Source organism: Enterococcus sp. ARL09-542, assembly GCF_005234805.1.
Classification (GTDB): domain Bacteria; phylum Bacillota; class Bacilli; order Lactobacillales; family Enterococcaceae; genus Enterococcus_D; species Enterococcus_D gallinarum.
This window is the reverse complement of the sequence record NZ_QPQX01000004.1, coordinates 162,787-180,547: the sequence shown is the minus strand read 5'-3', so window position 1 is coordinate 180,547 and position 17,761 is coordinate 162,787. Positions and strand designations below refer to the sequence as shown.

At 41.5% G+C, this 17,761-nt stretch carries 15 protein-coding genes; 5 read left to right on the top strand and 10 right to left on the bottom strand.

Annotation, left to right across the window (positions count from 1 at the left end; all coding sequences use genetic code 11):
- Positions 1-4 precede the first annotated feature (4 nt).
- The 4 genes from DVW06_RS06350 to DVW06_RS06335 all read right to left on the bottom strand — a co-directional run bounded on the left by DVW06_RS06350 (position 5) and on the right by DVW06_RS06335 (position 4,979).
- Positions 5-1,654: an extracellular solute-binding protein gene (locus tag DVW06_RS06350; RefSeq protein WP_021149119.1), complete on the bottom strand. Its 1,650-nt coding sequence runs from the start codon at positions 1,652-1,654 to the stop codon at positions 5-7.
- 19 nt (positions 1,655-1,673) lie between these two features.
- On the bottom strand, positions 1,674-2,588 hold the full coding sequence (locus tag DVW06_RS06345) for a carbohydrate ABC transporter permease (RefSeq protein ID WP_003128615.1): 915 nt from the start codon (positions 2,586-2,588) through the stop codon (positions 1,674-1,676).
- A 15-nt stretch (positions 2,589-2,603) separates the two neighbouring features.
- Positions 2,604-3,557, bottom strand: a complete 954-nt coding sequence (locus DVW06_RS06340) for an ABC transporter permease (RefSeq protein WP_003128614.1) — start codon at positions 3,555-3,557, stop codon at positions 2,604-2,606.
- A gap of 78 nt (positions 3,558-3,635) precedes the next feature.
- Positions 3,636-4,979: an alpha-L-fucosidase gene (locus tag DVW06_RS06335; protein WP_005472737.1), complete on the bottom strand. Its 1,344-nt coding sequence runs from the start codon at positions 4,977-4,979 to the stop codon at positions 3,636-3,638.
- Positions 4,980-5,680: 701 nt separating this feature from the next.
- Here DVW06_RS06335 and DVW06_RS06330 point away from each other — a divergent pair.
- The 4 genes from DVW06_RS06330 to DVW06_RS06315 are packed head-to-tail and all read left to right on the top strand — an operon-like array spanning position 5,681 to position 10,041.
- Entirely contained in the window at positions 5,681-6,307 is a 627-nt protein-coding gene (locus DVW06_RS06330; protein ID WP_041119810.1) for a YesL family protein, read from the top strand.
- A 28-nt stretch (positions 6,308-6,335) separates the two neighbouring features.
- Positions 6,336-8,198, top strand: coding sequence for a beta-N-acetylhexosaminidase (locus DVW06_RS06325; protein ID WP_003128608.1), 1,863 nt, complete (start codon positions 6,336-6,338; stop codon positions 8,196-8,198).
- Positions 8,199-8,245: 47 nt separating this feature from the next.
- Positions 8,246-8,731 (top strand): hypothetical protein, encoded by a 486-nt coding sequence (locus DVW06_RS06320; RefSeq protein ID WP_034705265.1) that lies wholly within the window; start codon positions 8,246-8,248, stop codon positions 8,729-8,731.
- Positions 8,732-8,742: 11 nt separating this feature from the next.
- The gene (locus DVW06_RS06315) at positions 8,743-10,041 is read left to right on the top strand and encodes an alpha-L-fucosidase (RefSeq protein ID WP_003128606.1); all 1,299 of its coding nucleotides are present in this window, start codon (positions 8,743-8,745) and stop codon (positions 10,039-10,041) included.
- Between the two features lie 233 nt (positions 10,042-10,274).
- Here DVW06_RS06315 and DVW06_RS06310 read toward each other — a convergent pair whose 3' ends face one another.
- The 6 genes from DVW06_RS06310 to DVW06_RS06290 form a co-directional block, all read right to left on the bottom strand.
- The gene (locus tag DVW06_RS06310) at positions 10,275-11,567 is read right to left on the bottom strand and encodes a family 20 glycosylhydrolase (RefSeq protein ID WP_005472742.1); all 1,293 of its coding nucleotides are present in this window, start codon (positions 11,565-11,567) and stop codon (positions 10,275-10,277) included.
- Between the two features lie 29 nt (positions 11,568-11,596).
- Positions 11,597-13,855: a helix-turn-helix domain-containing protein gene (locus tag DVW06_RS06305; RefSeq protein ID WP_029487288.1), complete on the bottom strand. Its 2,259-nt coding sequence runs from the start codon at positions 13,853-13,855 to the stop codon at positions 11,597-11,599.
- Positions 13,856-13,955: 100 nt separating this feature from the next.
- Positions 13,956-14,357 (bottom strand): ROK family protein, encoded by a 402-nt coding sequence (locus tag DVW06_RS17655; protein WP_274543590.1) that lies wholly within the window; start codon positions 14,355-14,357, stop codon positions 13,956-13,958.
- A 71-nt stretch (positions 14,358-14,428) separates the two neighbouring features.
- Positions 14,429-14,854: an ROK family protein gene (locus DVW06_RS17650; RefSeq protein WP_274543589.1), complete on the bottom strand. Its 426-nt coding sequence runs from the start codon at positions 14,852-14,854 to the stop codon at positions 14,429-14,431.
- Between the two features lie 228 nt (positions 14,855-15,082).
- A complete protein-coding gene (locus tag DVW06_RS06295) occupies positions 15,083-16,246 on the bottom strand; it encodes an AI-2E family transporter (protein ID WP_003128601.1) in 1,164 nt (387 codons plus the stop codon).
- Positions 16,247-16,257: 11 nt separating this feature from the next.
- Positions 16,258-16,608, bottom strand: coding sequence for a PTS glucitol/sorbitol transporter subunit IIA (locus DVW06_RS06290; RefSeq protein ID WP_003128600.1), 351 nt, complete (start codon positions 16,606-16,608; stop codon positions 16,258-16,260).
- Between the two features lie 118 nt (positions 16,609-16,726).
- On the opposite strand from DVW06_RS06290, the gene DVW06_RS06285 reads away from it, so the two are divergent.
- Complete coding sequence (locus DVW06_RS06285) at positions 16,727-17,749, top strand: lactonase family protein (RefSeq protein WP_137264508.1); 1,023 nt, start codon at positions 16,727-16,729, stop codon at positions 17,747-17,749.
- Positions 17,750-17,761 lie beyond the last annotated feature (12 nt).

Below are 17,761 nucleotides of genomic sequence, written 5' to 3'. Positions count from 1 at the left end.
GACTCTAGTTCTCTTTCCAACGATCATATGCTGTTTGGTAAACGGAAATGTAGTCATCGATCCCCATGGACTCGATCGTCGAAACATATTTATCCCAATTACTGATTGGCTCGACACCCGTAATGAATTTGGCTTCCATTTGTTCGACATACGTTGTCAAGTCAGTAGCCGTAGCAGCCACTTTATCATTTTCTTCTACAGTCAGATAAAGTAATGGAAATGGCACTTCCGCAATGTCATCCATCTTATCTGCTGTTTCTTTGGCCACCCAGTCACTGAAACGAGTATCAGGTTGTTCATCCGCGGATTTCAAGATTTGATATTCACCTGTCGTATCGATAACAATGTTCGGTGTTGTCAACCCGTATGCTGGTGTGATCTTGCCACGTTCATCTTCTGTATTTTCTGTATCAATGCCTTCTGCATAAACTCGTACTTTTTGGCCGTCAGCATTTTCTTTGTACTCCCAAAGAACGCCTTCAGGTCCTTGTTCGATATATTTCGTACCTTCTTCAGAATAGAAGTAATCCACCCAGCGCATCGAAGCTTCCGGCGATGGATTGACATTTGTGATGGCAAAGGTGCCCCGAGAAATTCGTGGACTTCCTGGAATCACTGCTTCTGGCGACCATTTTGAAGTCAATGGTTGGAACATGGCATCGTTCATCGCTTCAATCTCGCTGCGGCCTGTCGTAAAGAAGCTGAAGTAATCGGCGAACAAGCCCAACTGATCATTTTGTCCTTTTGCTTTTTTCTGTTCGTCGGATTGGCCATAAACTTCCGCATCCAACAAACCTTCACTATACAATTTGTTCATATACTCAAGGAATGCTTTATAGTTTTCCGAGATTGGTGTATAAGAAACCACATCATCATCTACTTGAACGCCTCGTGTCCGTAACCCAAAAGCTGCCATCAGCCATACCCTTGTTGAATTCATATCGACATCGGTCAAAGGAATCTCATCGGCTTTGCCATTACCATTGGGATCTTCGTTCTTGAATCGTGTCAGCAAATCATACAATTCATCCGTTGTCTTTGGCAGTTCCTTGACATTCAACTTATCTAGCCACGTTCCGTTGTACCACATCGGACCTTGCCACCAAATAGATGTCGCATTTCTCGAAATCATCGGCAATGAATAAATATGGCCATCTGGTGTGGTGATCGATTTTAAGATGGACGGATCTTCTTGGGTCAATGCATAAAGATTAGGCATAATTTCCGGCGTGATATATTCTTCTAACGGCAGCAGAATTCCTTGGGAACCATAATCGATCTCCATTGAAGAAGTGAGCGAATTCGATCCTGCGCCATAAACGATATCCGGCAGATCCCCTGAAGCAAATGCTAAGTTCAACTTGGTACTAAAGTCAGCAGAAGGGGGTGTCGTATAAGTCAGTTTGATTCCTGTTTTTTCTTGATAATCCTGCAGCGTCGGCATATCTTCCCATTCTGCCATACCTACTCCTGGCGCCATAATGTTCAGCGTCAGTTCTTCGCCTTCTTTAATGATCGGAAATTGGCTGTCATGATTGATGGCTACCCCTTCATTTTCTCCGGTTGTTTCCTTTTTTGTGTTCCCGCACCCACTGAGTAAAAGCGCACTGCACAAAAACACCCCTGTTACTCCTAAAATTTTTTTCATTCCCATCTTCTTCCTCCTCTATGTTTTATCCTTTAATTGATCCTACCATCATGCCTTTGACAAAATATTTCTGCAAAAATGGATAGACAATAATGACCGGTAATGATGAAACGATCATGACACCGTATTTGATGACCTCTGCTAACTGTTGCTTGCTGTATAACATACTGGCCATTTCGGAAGTCACATTGCTGACAGTATTTGATGACATATCTTGTAAAATCAAAATTTCCCGTAAAATCATTTGTAATGGATACATGGATTTATCTGACAGATAGATCAATGCGCTGAAGAAACTGTTCCAGTGTCCTACCCCGTAAAAAAGTGCCATAACTGCAATGATTGGCGTAGATAAAGGCAGTACGATCTGCATGAATAAGCGAAAATCCGAGCAGCCATCCACGATTGCCGCTTCTTCCATCTCTCTTGGGATCGTCGTTTGAAAAAAGGTCCGCGTAACGACCACATTATAGACAGAGACAGCTCCTGGGATAACCAAAGCCCAAACCGTATTCAACATCCCTAAGCTGCGGATCAGTAAATAGCTAGGGATCAAGCCCCCAGAAAGAAACATTGTCACTAGCATGAAATTGGTAAAAGCTCTTCTGCCATAAAAATCATCTCTGGAGAGTGCATAAGCACAAGGCAGTGTCACCAACAAATTGATGGATGTTCCTAAAACAGTGTAATAGATCGTATTTAAGTAGCCGCGCCAGATGCTGCTATTGCCTAAGAGAGTTCGATAGCCTTCAAAGGTGACCCCTTTTGGCAATAACCACATTTCCCCCGAGTTGACTAAATGAGGATTTGAAATCGACGCACTAACGATATAGATCAATGGATAGAGAACGATTAGTAATGCTATGGCTAAAAAGAAATAAACAAAAACCAAAAAGATTTTATCTGCACGTGTATCTTTCACTAATGAAGTTGTTTTCATTCCTATACCACCTTTCTATAAGAGACTCGAATCGCTCAGCCGTTTCGCAATCCCGTTGACTAAAATCAAGAGAATGGAATTGATCAACGAGTTGAATAACCCAACAGCTGCTGCAAAACTATATTGTGCATCTAAAAGCCCTTGCTGATAAACGAAGGTTGCAATGACATTCGATGATTCCATATTCAATGGGTTTTGCATCAAAATGATTTTTTCGAATCCCACCGACATCAAACTACCAAAACTCATGATCAGTAAAATCACCATGGTCGGCATTATCGTTGGAATATTGATATACCAAACTCTTTGGAGCCGAGAAGCACCATCGATGGTGGCAGCTTCATGCAGCTGAGTATCCACTCCAGACAATGCTGCCAAGTAAATAACCGATCCCCAACCTGTGCCTTGCCAGACGCCTGATAATACATAGATTGTTTTGAACCACCGCGGTTCAGTCATAAAATTGATTCTTCCCACGCCGATAAAATCTAGAAAGTGATTGATGATCCCAGTGGAAGGAGACAGAAATGCAATAACCATTCCGACCATTACCACTACTGCGATAAAGTTTGGGGCATACGTGACTGTCTGGGTAATTTTTTTGAATGGACCATCCTTGATTTCATTCAAAGCCAGTGCAAGGATGATCGGTAGCGGAAATCCGACGATCAAAGAGTACAAACTGATACCTAATGTATTTTTCATTAGATCCCAGAAGTAATAAGAATCAAAAAAGCGTTGAAAATGTTTGAACCCTACCCAAGGACTTTCGAATATTCCCAAAGAAGGCATATAGTCTTTAAAGGCGATGATCACACCATACATCGGCCCATAAGAAAAAATCAGAATAATCAAAAAAGCAGGCAGGACAAACAAATATAACTGTCGACTCTTTTTTAATTTAGTCTTCATTTCTTTGATTTTACTTTTTGATGCTGACACAGGCTCTCTGATCGTTGTTGTTTCCATTCATACTCCTCCTTGTGTTTTTGGTTTGTATACTAAATATGAAATGAATTCGCTTTCAAAGCAATGTGTATTTTTTCTTCAATGTGTAGAAATGCGAATGCCAACTGCTCCAAGTTCAGGCTGATGCACTTCTGATGAAGCAATATAGGCGTTTTCACCCGTTCCATGAATCGTCAGTGATTGATTGGTTGCTAAATCTGTGATCACGGATTTTTCATCTGCATGGATCTCCTTCAGAAAAATTCGCGGCTGCAAATTTGTTGTGATACTGCGAAAGGCATAATGTGTTTTTTGATCTTTGCTATAGGTAAGATGCCAATTCTCCGTCCACGCTTCTGGTCTAGCTCGGGTCTCGTAAATGCCTTCCCCATATTGTTCCAACCAATCACCCACTTCAAGCAGGCGCTGGGTCTCTTCTTTCGTGAAAGTTCCTTCTGGTGTTGGACCCACTCCTAAAATTAAGTTTCCGCCTTTACTGACGACATCGATTAATGTATCGACTAACTCTTGGCTGCTTTTAAAGGTGTCATGGGGAACATAGCCCCAGTCATTGCCTATAGGTATATTACTCTCCCAAACTTTTGTTGGGATTTCTTCTAAAGAAGGAATCTTGCGTTCTGGCGTCACATAATTCTCATGTCTACCGCCCATCATGCGATCAACAATGATCAATTCTGGCTGGTTTCGCCGGGCAATCTCCGCTAAGCGATCCATCTGTAAATCTTCTTTCCCCTGCCCACACCAGCCGGCATCTAGCCATAGCAAATCCACTTTTCCATAGTTGCCAGTGATTTCATGAATTTGTCGATGAACAAAATCCACATACCGCGACCAGATTTCTGGCTGTTCTAATGGATCATAACTTGCGTGACGCCCTTTGATCGTTTCATCATCCAGCCAATAAAACGGTGAGTACCAGTCCGCCTTAGAATAATAAGCCCCAGTAGCAATACCCGCTTGCTGGAACGAGGCAAAAACTTCTTTTAGGATATCTCGTTTAAAAGGACTCAATTTACCGCCAATTTTGAATTCTGACTCCAGCGTATTGAAGAGATTAAAGCCGTCATGGTGTTTCGTTGTGAACAAACAATACTTGAAGCCAGCTTTTTTACACGTTTCAGCCCACTGATCAGTATCTAATTCTATCGGTGCAAACGCTTTGATCAGTTGCCAATAATCAAGACGCAATGTGTTGATATCTTCTCGATAAGCTTTATTTTCCCTTGCCCATTCATCTTTTTCTGATAGTTGCCATGATTCAACGATACCCGCTTGTGCGTATAAGCCATAATGGAAAATTACCCCAAATTTTAAATCTTGGAACCATTCCAAACGCTTGGCCAGCATCTCTGACTCAGGGTACCAACGATCATCCTGCTTACTGTTTTTCGCAGACTCAATGTCCCCACGAATTGTTGTCAATTTATCCAACCCCTTTCGCCACTAATCTAACGAAAAAATAAAGCGCTATCAATATGTAGTTTCAGCAGCTATGTCAAACTTTATTTTTTTGTAACAAAAGAGCACTCTTTTTAAAAAACACACCACTTCAATTGAAGTTTTAGCTTACGGTATCAGACGCCATGTTCACTCTAGCAATTTCACCTTTCTCATTTGTAAGAAAACTGCGGGCTAGCGCTCCTCGTTGTACTTTTCTCTTTATCTAGAAGACTTGCTCCTGCGGGCTAGCGCTCCTCGTCGTACTTTTCTCTTTATCTAGAAAACTTGCTCCTGCGGGCTAGCGCTCCTCGTCGTACTTTTCTCTTTATCTAGAAAACTTGCTCCTGCGGGCTAGCGCTCCTCGTCGTACTTTTCTCTTTATCTAGAAAACTTGCTCCTGCGGGCTAGCGCTCCTCGTCGTACTTTTCTCTTTATCTAGAAAACTTGCTCCTGCGGGCTAGCGCTCCTCGTCGTACTTTTCTCTTTATCTAGAAAACTTGCTCCTGCGGGCTAGCGCTCCTCGTCGCAATCGAATGTTTTCAAAAGATAGCTTTAGGAAGGTGTATGTATTAGCTGGTTCGGCTATGTAATTTTTTGAATACGCTTTCTAAAAGGTCCATTTCTTGCTACTATTTGGCTAGTAGTTTTCTACTTTTTATCAATTAGTTAAAAGAGGGGTGTCCATGAAACAATCACGAGGGTTATTTGATCTATCTTACCGGTTGGGTGACTATTTGCTGATGGTGATTCGATTGCATTTTTTGTGGTTCTTTTTTGTCTTACGGGGGGGAATCATTTTTGGCTTCTTTCCAGCGACGGCTACTGTTATTCGCTATTTCTTTGAATTATTTGCAAAAAAACCACTGCCTGCTGAACTTTATAATTGGTTCAAACAACAGACAGCCAAAAATTTTTGGCGTAGTAATCAACTAGGTTTGCTGCAAATGGCGATCTTGCTGCTGCTATGGATCGAGCTGCGGATCTCCAGTACATTCTTGCAAAATGCCTTTCTCCATTTCGGATTGACGGTACTCTTTATCAGCGGTTTGCTCATCAGCTTTTATTTGCTGCCGGTCTTTGTCCGCTACCATCTTCCTTTTTGGGTCTATTTCAGGAATGCGTTTCTTTTAATGATCGTTAGTGTGCCACAAACGATTGCCATGATCTTAGGTGTGTTTTTGGTTACATTCGCCGCTACCTTTTTGCCGATTTTGTTATTCATTGCCTTCATCCCTTTGCTTCTCTGGCCAATCAGTTGGTTCGCCTATCAAGCGATCCAAAAAACAGAGTTGCTAACAAATGAACACTGACGATTTTTTACTAAAGGAGAAGTGAATCATGGAGATAAAGATTGTCACCAACGAAAACGTCGCCGCTTTTTTTCAAATCGTTGCTCCTGAACTTGGCTTGTCACTATCAGAAACCGGCAAACCGCTTGAATTGATCCGCCGAAAAGGATCATTGAAAATCATTTCCAATACAGAAAAAGCCACGATTTACTATCAGGAAAAAGCCCATTTATTTCGAGGGCTCCTTCTATGGATGCAAGCAGATACCGATTTTGTCCACGAAGAGACTCCGCAATTTGACCAAATCGGTCCTATGATCGATTTATCTCGAAATGCAGTACTGACAGTACCTCAGTTGAAACGTTTCATTTTGTTGAGCAGCAAAATGGGGCTCAACAGTCTCATGCTATATATGGAAGATACTTACGAAATTCCTGAATATCCTTATTTTGGTCATTTGCGAGGGAGATACAGTCAATCTGACTTACGGGAATTGGACCATTACGCTGACCAATTAGGCGTTACATTAGTTCCTGCGATCCAAACACTCGCTCATTTGACAAATCCATTAAAGTGGCATTTTGCCAAAGAGATACGTGACACGGAAGACATTCTGCTAGTTGGTGAGCCCAAAACTTACATTTTTCTTGAAGCCGCTCTTCGTTCCATTCGCAGCTGCTTCAAAACAAATAAAATCCATATTGGTATGGATGAAGCACACCAATTAGGAAAAGGCCGTTACCTCGAACACAATGGTTTAGAAGATCGCTTTGCCATCATGATTAAACATTTAAAACACGTCATCACTCTCTGTGAACAGCTACAATTAGAACCCATGATGTGGAGTGACATGTTCTTTCGGATTGGTTCTCCAACAGGCGATTACTATGATCCAGCAGTCGTCATTCCTCCAGAAGTCATTCAGCAAATTCCAGCAGTCAACATGGTGTACTGGGATTATTATCATCATGATTTTCAAACATATCAACGACTGTTTGCTGAACATAAAAAGCTAAACCAACCCACAGTATTTGCTGGCGGTATTTGGACATGGAATGGACTGGCACCCAATTATGGCAAAACCATCGCTACAATGGAGCAAGCATTAAGAAGTGCCAAAGCAAATGGCATCACTGAAGTCTATGCTACCTTATGGGGAGATGACGGCGCAGAGACCCCGATGATTGCCAGCTTGTTAGGTCTACAATTATTTAGCGAGGCCCAGTTTTATGCCACGCCATCGCGGGAGATAGTCACAGATCACTTGAAACTATTTCATGGATCACAAGCAGAAGATTTTCTTTTGCTGGATCTTTTTGACCAAACTCCCGGTGTTGCTGCCGAAAATCCTTCTGGATCAAATCCAAGTAAATTATTGCTTTATCAAGATATTCTTTATGGCCTTTATGAAAAGACATTCAGAGAGGTGCCATTGACCCAACATTATGAGGAACTGGCCCAACGATTGGCCGCAGTCACGGGGACACAGGACACACAACGGATGTTCCGCTTTTATCACCAATTAGCGGTGGTACTAGCTTTGAAAGCTTCTTTGAGTCCCTGGATCTCAGAAGCCTATCATGAAAAAAAACGTGAGAACCTTCAAAAAGCCCTTGAGATGATTCAGCACTATCAGCAGGAATTACAACACTTGCATCAATCTCATCGAGATCTGTGGTTTGAATGGAACCGCCCCTTTGGGTTTGAAGTGATCGATCTTCGCTACGGCGCTCTATCTAAACGTGCCGAGATGGCACAATGGCGTTTGCAGAACTATTTGGATGGTCACATCACTAGATTACCAGAACTAGAGATGCCACTGTTGCCAGTAGATGATCCCTCAAGTGTCGGCAGTTTGGGAAGAAATCTTTTCCATGGCATTTATAGTGCCAGCAAGATATCTGATGTATAAGTACAAAAAAAGTACAAAAAATAGTGCAGAAAACAAGGAGGATTTGCATGAAAAAAAAGAGTTATCCCTTATTTTTCGTTGGTTTACTTTTCATTTGCGGTCTATTTTTTTATCAACAGATAACTTCTCGTTCAGCAGAAACCACTGTAGCGCGTTTGCAAGTTACAGGAGCCGTTACAGATTCTTCTGCAGCACAAGCGTGTCTGACCGTACTAAAGCAAAACCTGCAGGCAGCCACCCAGAAAGACGTTGAGGGCTACACAGCGACCCTTGTTACTTCTGCAAGAGAATCTACGGCAAAGGAAATGCACGCTTTTTTTGCGAAATATGATTTGACTCATGAACTCTTGTCTTTTGAAGTTGTCAAACAAGAAGCAGACTCCATGCTGGTAGCTGCACAGCAAAAAACAGTGAACCAAGGACAGAATGACTATCGCGACCATATTACCCAAGCCCATCATACCTTTGTGCTCGAGAATGGGCAGTGGAAGATTAAAGAAACGGTTATGACAAACACCGAATTCATTGATTAAGGAGTATCTCTATGAAAACATTTCAGAATTGGCCTGATCATTACCCCGATCCTAGCTGGTTTATTCATGATCGGTTTGGGTTGTTCATTCATTTTGGCTTATTTAGTATTGGTGCACGCCACGAATGGTTTATGACCACCGAAGAAATTGCCCCCGAAACTTATCGAGAAACTTATTTCGACCAATTTAATCCCAATTTATTTGATGCTGCTGTTTGGGCCCAAACAGCTAAAGATTGCGGTGTTCAATATATAGTCTTTACTACGAAACATCATGAAGGGTTCGCCCTATGGGATAGTGAATGGACCGATTATAAAGTCACCAATACACCCTTTAAGCGAGATTTACTCGCAGAATTATTGCCTGCGTTTCGTGATGTGGGAATCAAAATCGGACTCTATCATTCGCTGATTGACTGGTACCACCCTCATTTTACGATTGATGGATTGCATCCTCAAAGAAGTGACTTAGCCGCTCGAGAGTCCAATTCTCAACGGGATATGCTTATTTATCAAGATTTCATTGCTGGTCAAGTGACCGAACTATTGACTCAGTATGGCAGGATCGATTATATGTGGTTCGACTTTCCTTACAGTCATCGTGATTGGGGCTGGTCTAAAGGAAAAGGAGCAGAAGACTGGGACAGTTCGCGACTGGAAAAAATCTGTCGGACACTCCAACCGGATATGCTGATCAATGATCGCTTGGAACTTGGTCGGGGAATTACCACCCCTGAACAATTTCAACCAGAAAAACCACTGGAAAAAGACGGTTTACCTGTTCTTTGGGAAGCCTGTCAGACAATGTACGGGACTTGGGGCTATGATCGCGATGCGTTGGAATGGAAATCAAGTGATATGTTGGTGAAAATGTTGATCGATACGGTTTCAAAAGGGGGTAATTTTTTATTGAACATTGGTCCTAATCCCCGAGGAGAGATCGACCCGCGGGCAGTCAAACGAATGCAGGCGATTGGTGCATGGATACGGCTGCATAAAGAAGCTATCATCGATTGTGGTCCTAGTAAATACCCGGTACCTAAAGATTGTCGTTATACTCAAAATGGCAAGAAACTCTATTTGCATGTATATAGCTATCCCTTCAAACATATTCATTTGCCGGAAATTGCTGATCAAGTTCGCTTTATCCGCTTCTTGCATGATGGCTCTGAAATTTTTTATCGTGGCTTTGATCCTAATGAAGTCATCACTTCTACGGAAGCTGTCATTGCTCCTAATGATCTAGTCGTCACGCTGCCGGTAGTGCCACCTAATGTTCTCATTCCAGTCCTTGAGATTACATTGAAGTGAAAAGAGTAGAACAAAGAATACCGTAAAGCGCTAGCCAATATCTCTAGCAAATAGACGGCAGACAGTAAATCTTCCTCGCAAACCCACGACGAAGATTCACTAGACTGCCGTCTACTATTTAAGTACTTGCTTTAAATACTCGCTTTAGGTATTCTCTCCATGTATTCTTCTTAGGAATCTCTTCTTATCGTCCACTTTAAAACAAGTCACGTTTTCCTAGAGAACGTTTCGCTTTACTGCTCTTTAGTCAACAACGACTGCCATTTCTGAAATAGTTGGCTAAAGGTTTCTTTCCCTGGATCTGTTTCTTCATAAACTTTTAGGCTAATGATAGCTTGCAGCCAAAAAGCTTCTGTGATCACTGCCGCACCTTCTTTTGCATCTGGGATATCTGCCCAAATCGCTAATGCGATCGCTGGGGTTTGTGCTAGTTGTTCTTGGGTCACTTGCTGTCCGTTGGCAAAAGTCGTTAATGTAAACTCATCGCTTATTTTTTCATAGGTCGGATACGTATACCCTGCAGCTTCACCTACTACATAATAAAAGAAATTGTCATTGTGATTGATCACAGAATAGCCTTTGTCAAAATAAAGAGCGACTGGTGCCATATTTTGATTCCAGCGTGTCCAATAGGAAATCTCACAGTTTTTCGTTAAGGAAAGCTGTTCCTTTCGATTCAAGCGATAAAACCCATCATTCCATACACGAACAACAAAACCTAAGTCAGTCACATAGTCCACCAAATTATTCACATACGCAATGAATACTTCAATCCCACTTGCTTCTGGTCCATATGCTTCTTTGGCAGCTTCAACTAAAGTCGGAAACTCTTCTAGACGGTCAAAATCAACAAATTCATCTGCACCAATATGGAAATAATGGCTGTCTACAAATAGCTCTGCGTATTCTTTGTAAATCTCTCGGATGAAAGCGACAGCTTCTTGGTCAAGAATGTTCAATGCCCTAGCATCGACCCCACCAGTCGCGTTAGGTAAACACCATTCGGGATGGGTGGCTAAGACTTGCTTGAGATGTCCTGGGGAGTCAAAATCAGGAATGATCTCGATACCGTAACCTTTGGCATATGTGATTAGTTCTCGGATCTCTGTTTTTGTTAAATGTTCGGTTGATACAATCTCCGGAAAACGTTCAGACTCGATTCGAAATCCTTCATTTTCTGAAAAATGGACTTGCAAATGGGTGAACTGAAAAAAAGCCATACTGTGAACGAGTGCTTTTAGTTCTTTTAAGGAAAAATATTTGCGGCCAATATCGATCATTAGGCAGCGCTCCTTGATTTGGGCGGTGTAGCTGTTTTTTTGTTGTTTCTTCGTCACTTGATTCAAATAGTAGGTTGTCAGACCATAAAATAATTGCTGGGGATCTTTCGCAGTGATCGTTTTTTGTTCCTCATCAAGAATAAAATCTGCCGTTAGTGCAGGTTCGATCTTAATTTTTGGTTCCTCTTCTAATGAGACACCAATAGAAGTATAAAGTTCTCTCGCTTTTTGAGTCATTTCTTTCATTGTCACATTTCCCTTCATTTTTCGCATTTTCAGCGTTTTTGGTTGATTTTGCGATATTGTCCTGGTGTTACACCAACGATCGTTCGAAACTTACGCGTATAGTTCGAGACATCATAATAACCGTTGTCCCGAATGATTTCTTTGATCGGTAGATCGGTTTCGACTAATTCTTGTTTGATTTTTTCTAACCGCAGTTCTTGGATATACTTAGAAAATGTTTTGCCACTTTCTTTTTTCACAAATCGGCTAATATAAGAGACAGATACTTTAAATTCTTCCGCAATAGATTCCAATGACAGCTGAGAAGACTGAAAATTTGCTTTGATATAAGCAAAAATCGTTTCATTCAACTCCGATTCTTGATTTTGTGGTCGATCCCTCACTTTTTCGCAAATATGCTGGACCAATTGTTGCAACACCGTTCCTAGCTGCATCAGATTAGTAAAATCTGCATGTTCGGCTGCAAATAGCAAAATCTCCTCTCCCACTAATTCGCCTCCAGTTTGTGCAACCGTATTCAATAAATAATAGCCATACATCTTTTGGACCGGCTGAGATCGTTGTTTACTTAACCCGTCTTTGATTAACCAATGCACCGTTTCAATTGCGATATCGCTATTTCCTTGATTCAATGCTTGGATCAGTTTTAATTTTTGACTGTCGGGATACTGGATCGCCGAGCGTTGTTCTTCTGCGGAAATTTCAAGGTAATAAATGATTTGCTGGTTGTTACTGACATGATAATCCAATGCAGCTAATCCTTCAATATAAGATTCATTGATAGCCGTCAATTCATTGACGATGGTTCCCACCCCAATTGCTGGAAGCAGTCCAATCGCAGCTGCTATTTTTGCCGCGACTTCTTGAACGATCTCTTCCTGTTGGTATCTGTGATCAAATCCCACAGTCAATGCGATCACTTCAGTGGAAAGGATCTCTGTGGCGTAGGCTGTGTACCCTTGGCTGCTGATTTCTTCAATATAGTCAATCAGAAAACAGCTCTCGCCGGCTTTATATTTTGAAGCCACGGTTTTGGTATCGATCGTGATGACAAAATAATTGTCCGCAGGAAAATGAATATGAACGGCTTCGATCAGCCTTGCAACTTCTTGTTCCGAACGCAGACGACCGCTCATCAGCTTTCTAAGAACTTGTTCTCGAGCATGCGGCGTCTGCATCTGGATTTCTTTATGCAGTTCCTGCTGTTCTTCTAAAACAGCAGCCAATGTATTATGAACATCATCCATCGAATTGACCGACATCTCCATATCTTTATGGAATTCTCGAACCAAATGTTCGATTTTGCGGATCGGTCGATAATTTCTGATCCCCATTAATGTAACAGCAATGATCCCCACGAATAGAATACACATAAAAATAAGAATGAAATGTTCTTGAACGCGATTGACCAGCGATAATGCTTGTGATGGATTGGTCACCGATACCACTGAGATATGCAGTTCCTCATTGGGAATTGATTGAACGAGGTACTTTTGCTGATTAAACTGAAAGGTGTCCTGAGTGGTGATCTGAGCCATTTCTTGGGGATCATTCAAAAAAACTGTCAAATCGTTATGATTTGTGCTAGCTAAAATCTGAAACTCATCATTGATCAAATAATTCGTACTCGCACCATCACTATTGGTCAAGTCCAGCATTTTTGCTAAGCTAGCTTCTTTGATCTCATAAATAGCTGCTCCATAGACAGTCAGTTCATCATTTTGTAACGGCACAATGTAGAAGAATCGGGAATGATGCCGTGCCAATGATGCCCCTTCGATAGTCAGCAACGTTGGATAAGCTTTCTCTAGCTGATCGATCAGCTGTCCTTGCTGCATATCATTATCTGGGATTACTTTTTCTAAGAAACCTTCGACGGATAATTTGCCAATCGAAGAAAAAAAGTTCTCCGGTTCTTCTTTATAGTATAAATAAACTTCTTCGACAAACTCATTCGTGATCTTGTAGGTTTGCAGGCTTGCTTTGCCTTCCTTTGAATAATAGGGATGGGTCAAAAAATTTAATGAGAGTTGATGGTCATCCGTCATTTTCTGGGTCAGGTAGTTCAATTGAAGGAAGTTGTTCTCTAAGGAGTATTTCAATTGAATCAACTGATTCTTTGCCGTTAATGCAACCTGTTCATTGATACTTTTGACAGAAGTCGCATACCAAATCCACGAGACCGTTAAAAAGGGGATCAGGAATACCAGCAAGTAGGAACTGATTGAGCGCGCGATCCCTCTGAACGTGTTTTGCCCGTTTTGATCGTAAAACTTTTTCACTTTTATCACCTGACCCTTGTTTCATTCGCTGCAATTTAAACGCTTACATAATAAAAAAATAGAGACTATTTTTTTATTACATTTTTATCTTAGAATTGCAACTGTTTTAGCTAGTTTTCATTTCAAAAGTTTGCAGTAACCAATTGTAGCAAGCACCAATTAAATTGGACTCATTCCCAAACTGGCAACAGGCAACATTTGGCAATCGAACTGTACTAGGAATCTGCGCTGCAATCTGCTGAATCTTCTTTTCTAATAGCGGCAGTAAAAAGTCGCTTTCATTGATTCCGCCTCCAATCAAAACAATTTCTGGATCAAGAATGTATTGTAGGTTGTAGCAGGCCACGGCTAGCTTTTCAATAAAGCGATCCACCCAAATCGTCACTGCCGGATCGTTTTGCTGGTAGTAAGCAACAACTTTATACCCATCAATCGAGGGGGCTTTTTTTCGGCTGCAACTTGTTCTACCAATGTTCTTGTTGCACCGGCAATACTCCAAATTTCCCAATCTTTCTTTTCGACTTCAGGAAACAGCATATAACCAAACTCGCCAGCTAAAAAGTGTTTGCCACGAATCAACTAGTTATCGACCATCAATCCGCCTCCCACAGAGGTACCTAAAACAATGACAGCAAAACTGCTAGCGCCTCTTCCTCTTCCCAGCCATTTTTCTGCTAAAAGCGCGCAATTGCCATCATTCTCCGCGATGACGGGTTTTTGATAATAGTCCGTTAAAAAAGAAACCATGCGATTACCAAATCCCTCATAAAGCGGTGAATCCATCCCAATCTGTTGTGTCACTGGATCTACTAATCCTGTCGTACTAATAGCAATTCCGGAAAAGTCTTTTGGATAGTCATTATCAATATGTGAAATCAATCGGTCGATCACAGTTGAATAGTCTTTATTCATCGGAAAGCTTCCTAATTGTATTCTTTCTCCGTGACTATTCAACAACCCCGTCTTGATCATTGTCCCTCCGATATCTACTGCAAGAATCTTCATTCCAACGCTCCTTTGCTTGTATGTGCTTTCAGTATAAGCATTCTCTAGAAACAGAAGCTATATGTTTTTCTTGCAACTATGTGTCAAAAATCGCACATAACAAAAAGGCTGAAGCAATTCGCTCCAGCCTTCTAAATTCAGCTTTTTTATACTCCGATAAAAAACTAGAAAAATGTGTGAGTCAGTGTGATTTTCACAAAGATCTTTCGTCAAAAAATTTTCTTCGAACTATTCTTGCTGAACATCGCTTTCCGTTTCTTCTTCATACAAACTCGATACGGTCGTATACCATTCAAAAATATGGGTAATGATCACTTTTGCCGCAGCATATACCGGGATCCCCAGAATCACGCCGACAAGTCCGAAGAGTTTACCCGAAGTCAGCAATACTAATAAAATCGTCACGGGATGGATCGACAACTCGTTTCCTAAAACGAGTGGTGAGATCAATCGCCCTTCAATAGTCTGTTCGATCACAAAGACGACCAGGACTTTCACCAACAGGACAGGACCACCGACGATACCCAAAAAGACCGCCGGAACCATCGCTAGAAAAGAGCCTAGGTATGGAATCAAGTTCAAAAAGCCAGCTGCGATCCCTAATGTGATGGCATAATCTAGGCCGATCAAACTAAAACCGACCATAAACATGATGGCTACTGCAAATGCGACTGTTAGTTGCCCGCGAATATAAGAAGAAACTTGATCATTCATCTCTTTTAAAACCGTCAATGATGGTTTACGCATTTTTGTCGGCAAAAATTTCACGAAATAAGGTGCTAACTGTCGTCCATCTTTTAAAAGATAAAAGAGAATAAACGGCATCGTTATGACAGCCAATACCACCGTTGCAACGGCCCCAAAAAAGCTGCCGATATTTTGAATCGTGCTCCGTGATAAGTTTTGAATGATGTCGGTCATTGATGCAATCAACTTCTCATTAGATGCTTCCAATTGATCTTGAACTTGTGAGAAAATCGGATCGGACAAAATCTCATTGACTTTATTTTCAATGATATCCAAATATCCGGGCAAATTCTCAACGAAACTCATGGACTGTTCTTGGATCTTCGGCACAATCACCACAACGCCCCAGACGATCAATCCGATGACCAAAATAAAAAGACCGAAAATACTATAGATGCGTTTGATTCCCTTTCGTTCCAGATAATCAACCGCAGGATTCATCAAGTAATACAAAATCCCCGCCAAAATGATTGGCAATCCAACAATCGCCAGAAATTGCCAAATTGGCTCAAATAGATAGGATACTTTCGTAAACATAAACAAGATCAATAAGACGAGTAGAACCACTAATAAACTCGTGACTGCTTGATTATTTAAAAACCACTTCCAAAACCAGGACAAAGGGCGCTTCTCTGTTTCCTTCATTTCCCCGCCTCCTACTTGTAGATAACTTTCATACCAACTTCAAGGGTCGGCAAATTGAAAGGTTCTAAATAGATAGCGCTGGTCAGTTGCTCTTCGGGTACTTCATCGAAGATAAATGTCACATGCTGGATCGTTTGCAAAATTTGATTTGCGATAGGACCGACATGTGTCACGGTGTACGACTGATCCCCAAAAATAAGTGTATCGCCGTTTTCTACGACCAAATCTTGAGAATCTGGAATCGATTGGATCACTGAATACTCCCTTAAGATCTCTGTTGCTTGGTCGCCGAAAAAAATCAGCATTTTTTCTTTTTGATCGATCGCTTGTGGCCCAATCGCTTTGATTGTTCCTTGTTTCATACAACAACCTCCCCTTTATGTTCTTTTTTTATTATAACATAAGAAGTTTTTCTATCCGCCCATTTCCGCATTCTATGGTAGAATTAATAAGAAATCAAACTATTAGGAGGCTTTTTTTATGTTGCAAACGATCTACCTAGGCACTTATACGCGTCGCGAAAGTAAAGGGATCTATTCGATCACTTTAGATACAGAAAAAGAACAATTGGTCGACTTGACCTTGCGTGCGGAAGAAAAGAGCCCAACGTATCTTGCCCGCAGTAAAAAAGAAAGAGTTTATACTGTGACCGAAGTTGATGGCGCAGGCGGTTGTGGTGCTTATACGCCTGAATTTGAGTTATTGAATACTGTGACCGAAGAAGGCGCACCATTGTGTTATGTAGCAGTAGATGAACCTCGTCAACTTGTTTATGGTGCTAATTATCATAAAGGTGAAGTAAACGTCTACAAAATATTGGCGGACGGCAGTATTGAAGCCACTGATCACATCTATCATGATGAACCTGTTGGTCCTCACGAAAATCAAGACACCCCTCATGTACACTACACAGACTTAACGCCGGATCAACGCTTAGCTGTATGTGATCTTGGAACAGACCGTGTGTATACGTATGACGTTTCTGCTGAAGGAAAATTAACAGAAGCGGCTGTTTATGTTGCAGCTGCCGGAACAGGCCCTCGTCATTTAGTGTTCCATCCTAACCACCAATATGCTTATCTGGTAGGAGAACTAGACAGCTCTTTGACTGTTTTACGCTACAATGAAGCTGACGGCAGCTTTGAAGAAATCCAAAAAGTACCGACTTTACCAGAAGATTTCACCGACTTTAATAGTGGGGCTGCTGTCCGAGTATCAAAAGATGGACGTTTCGTTTATTCATCCAATCGTGGACACAACTCTCTCGTTGTCTTTGAAGTAACTGAAGATGGCGCTGGATTGAATTTCATTCAACGTCTATCAACGGAAGGTGACTTCCCGCGAGACTTTGACTTGGACCCAACCAACAAATTCTTAGTTTGTGCCAATCAAAATTCCGACAACTTGACTTTGTACCGTCGCAACGCCGAAACTGGTGAACTCACTACTATTCAAAAAGACGTTTACGCGCCTGAATGTGTTTGTGTCTTATTTGAAAAATAAAACGATCAGGAG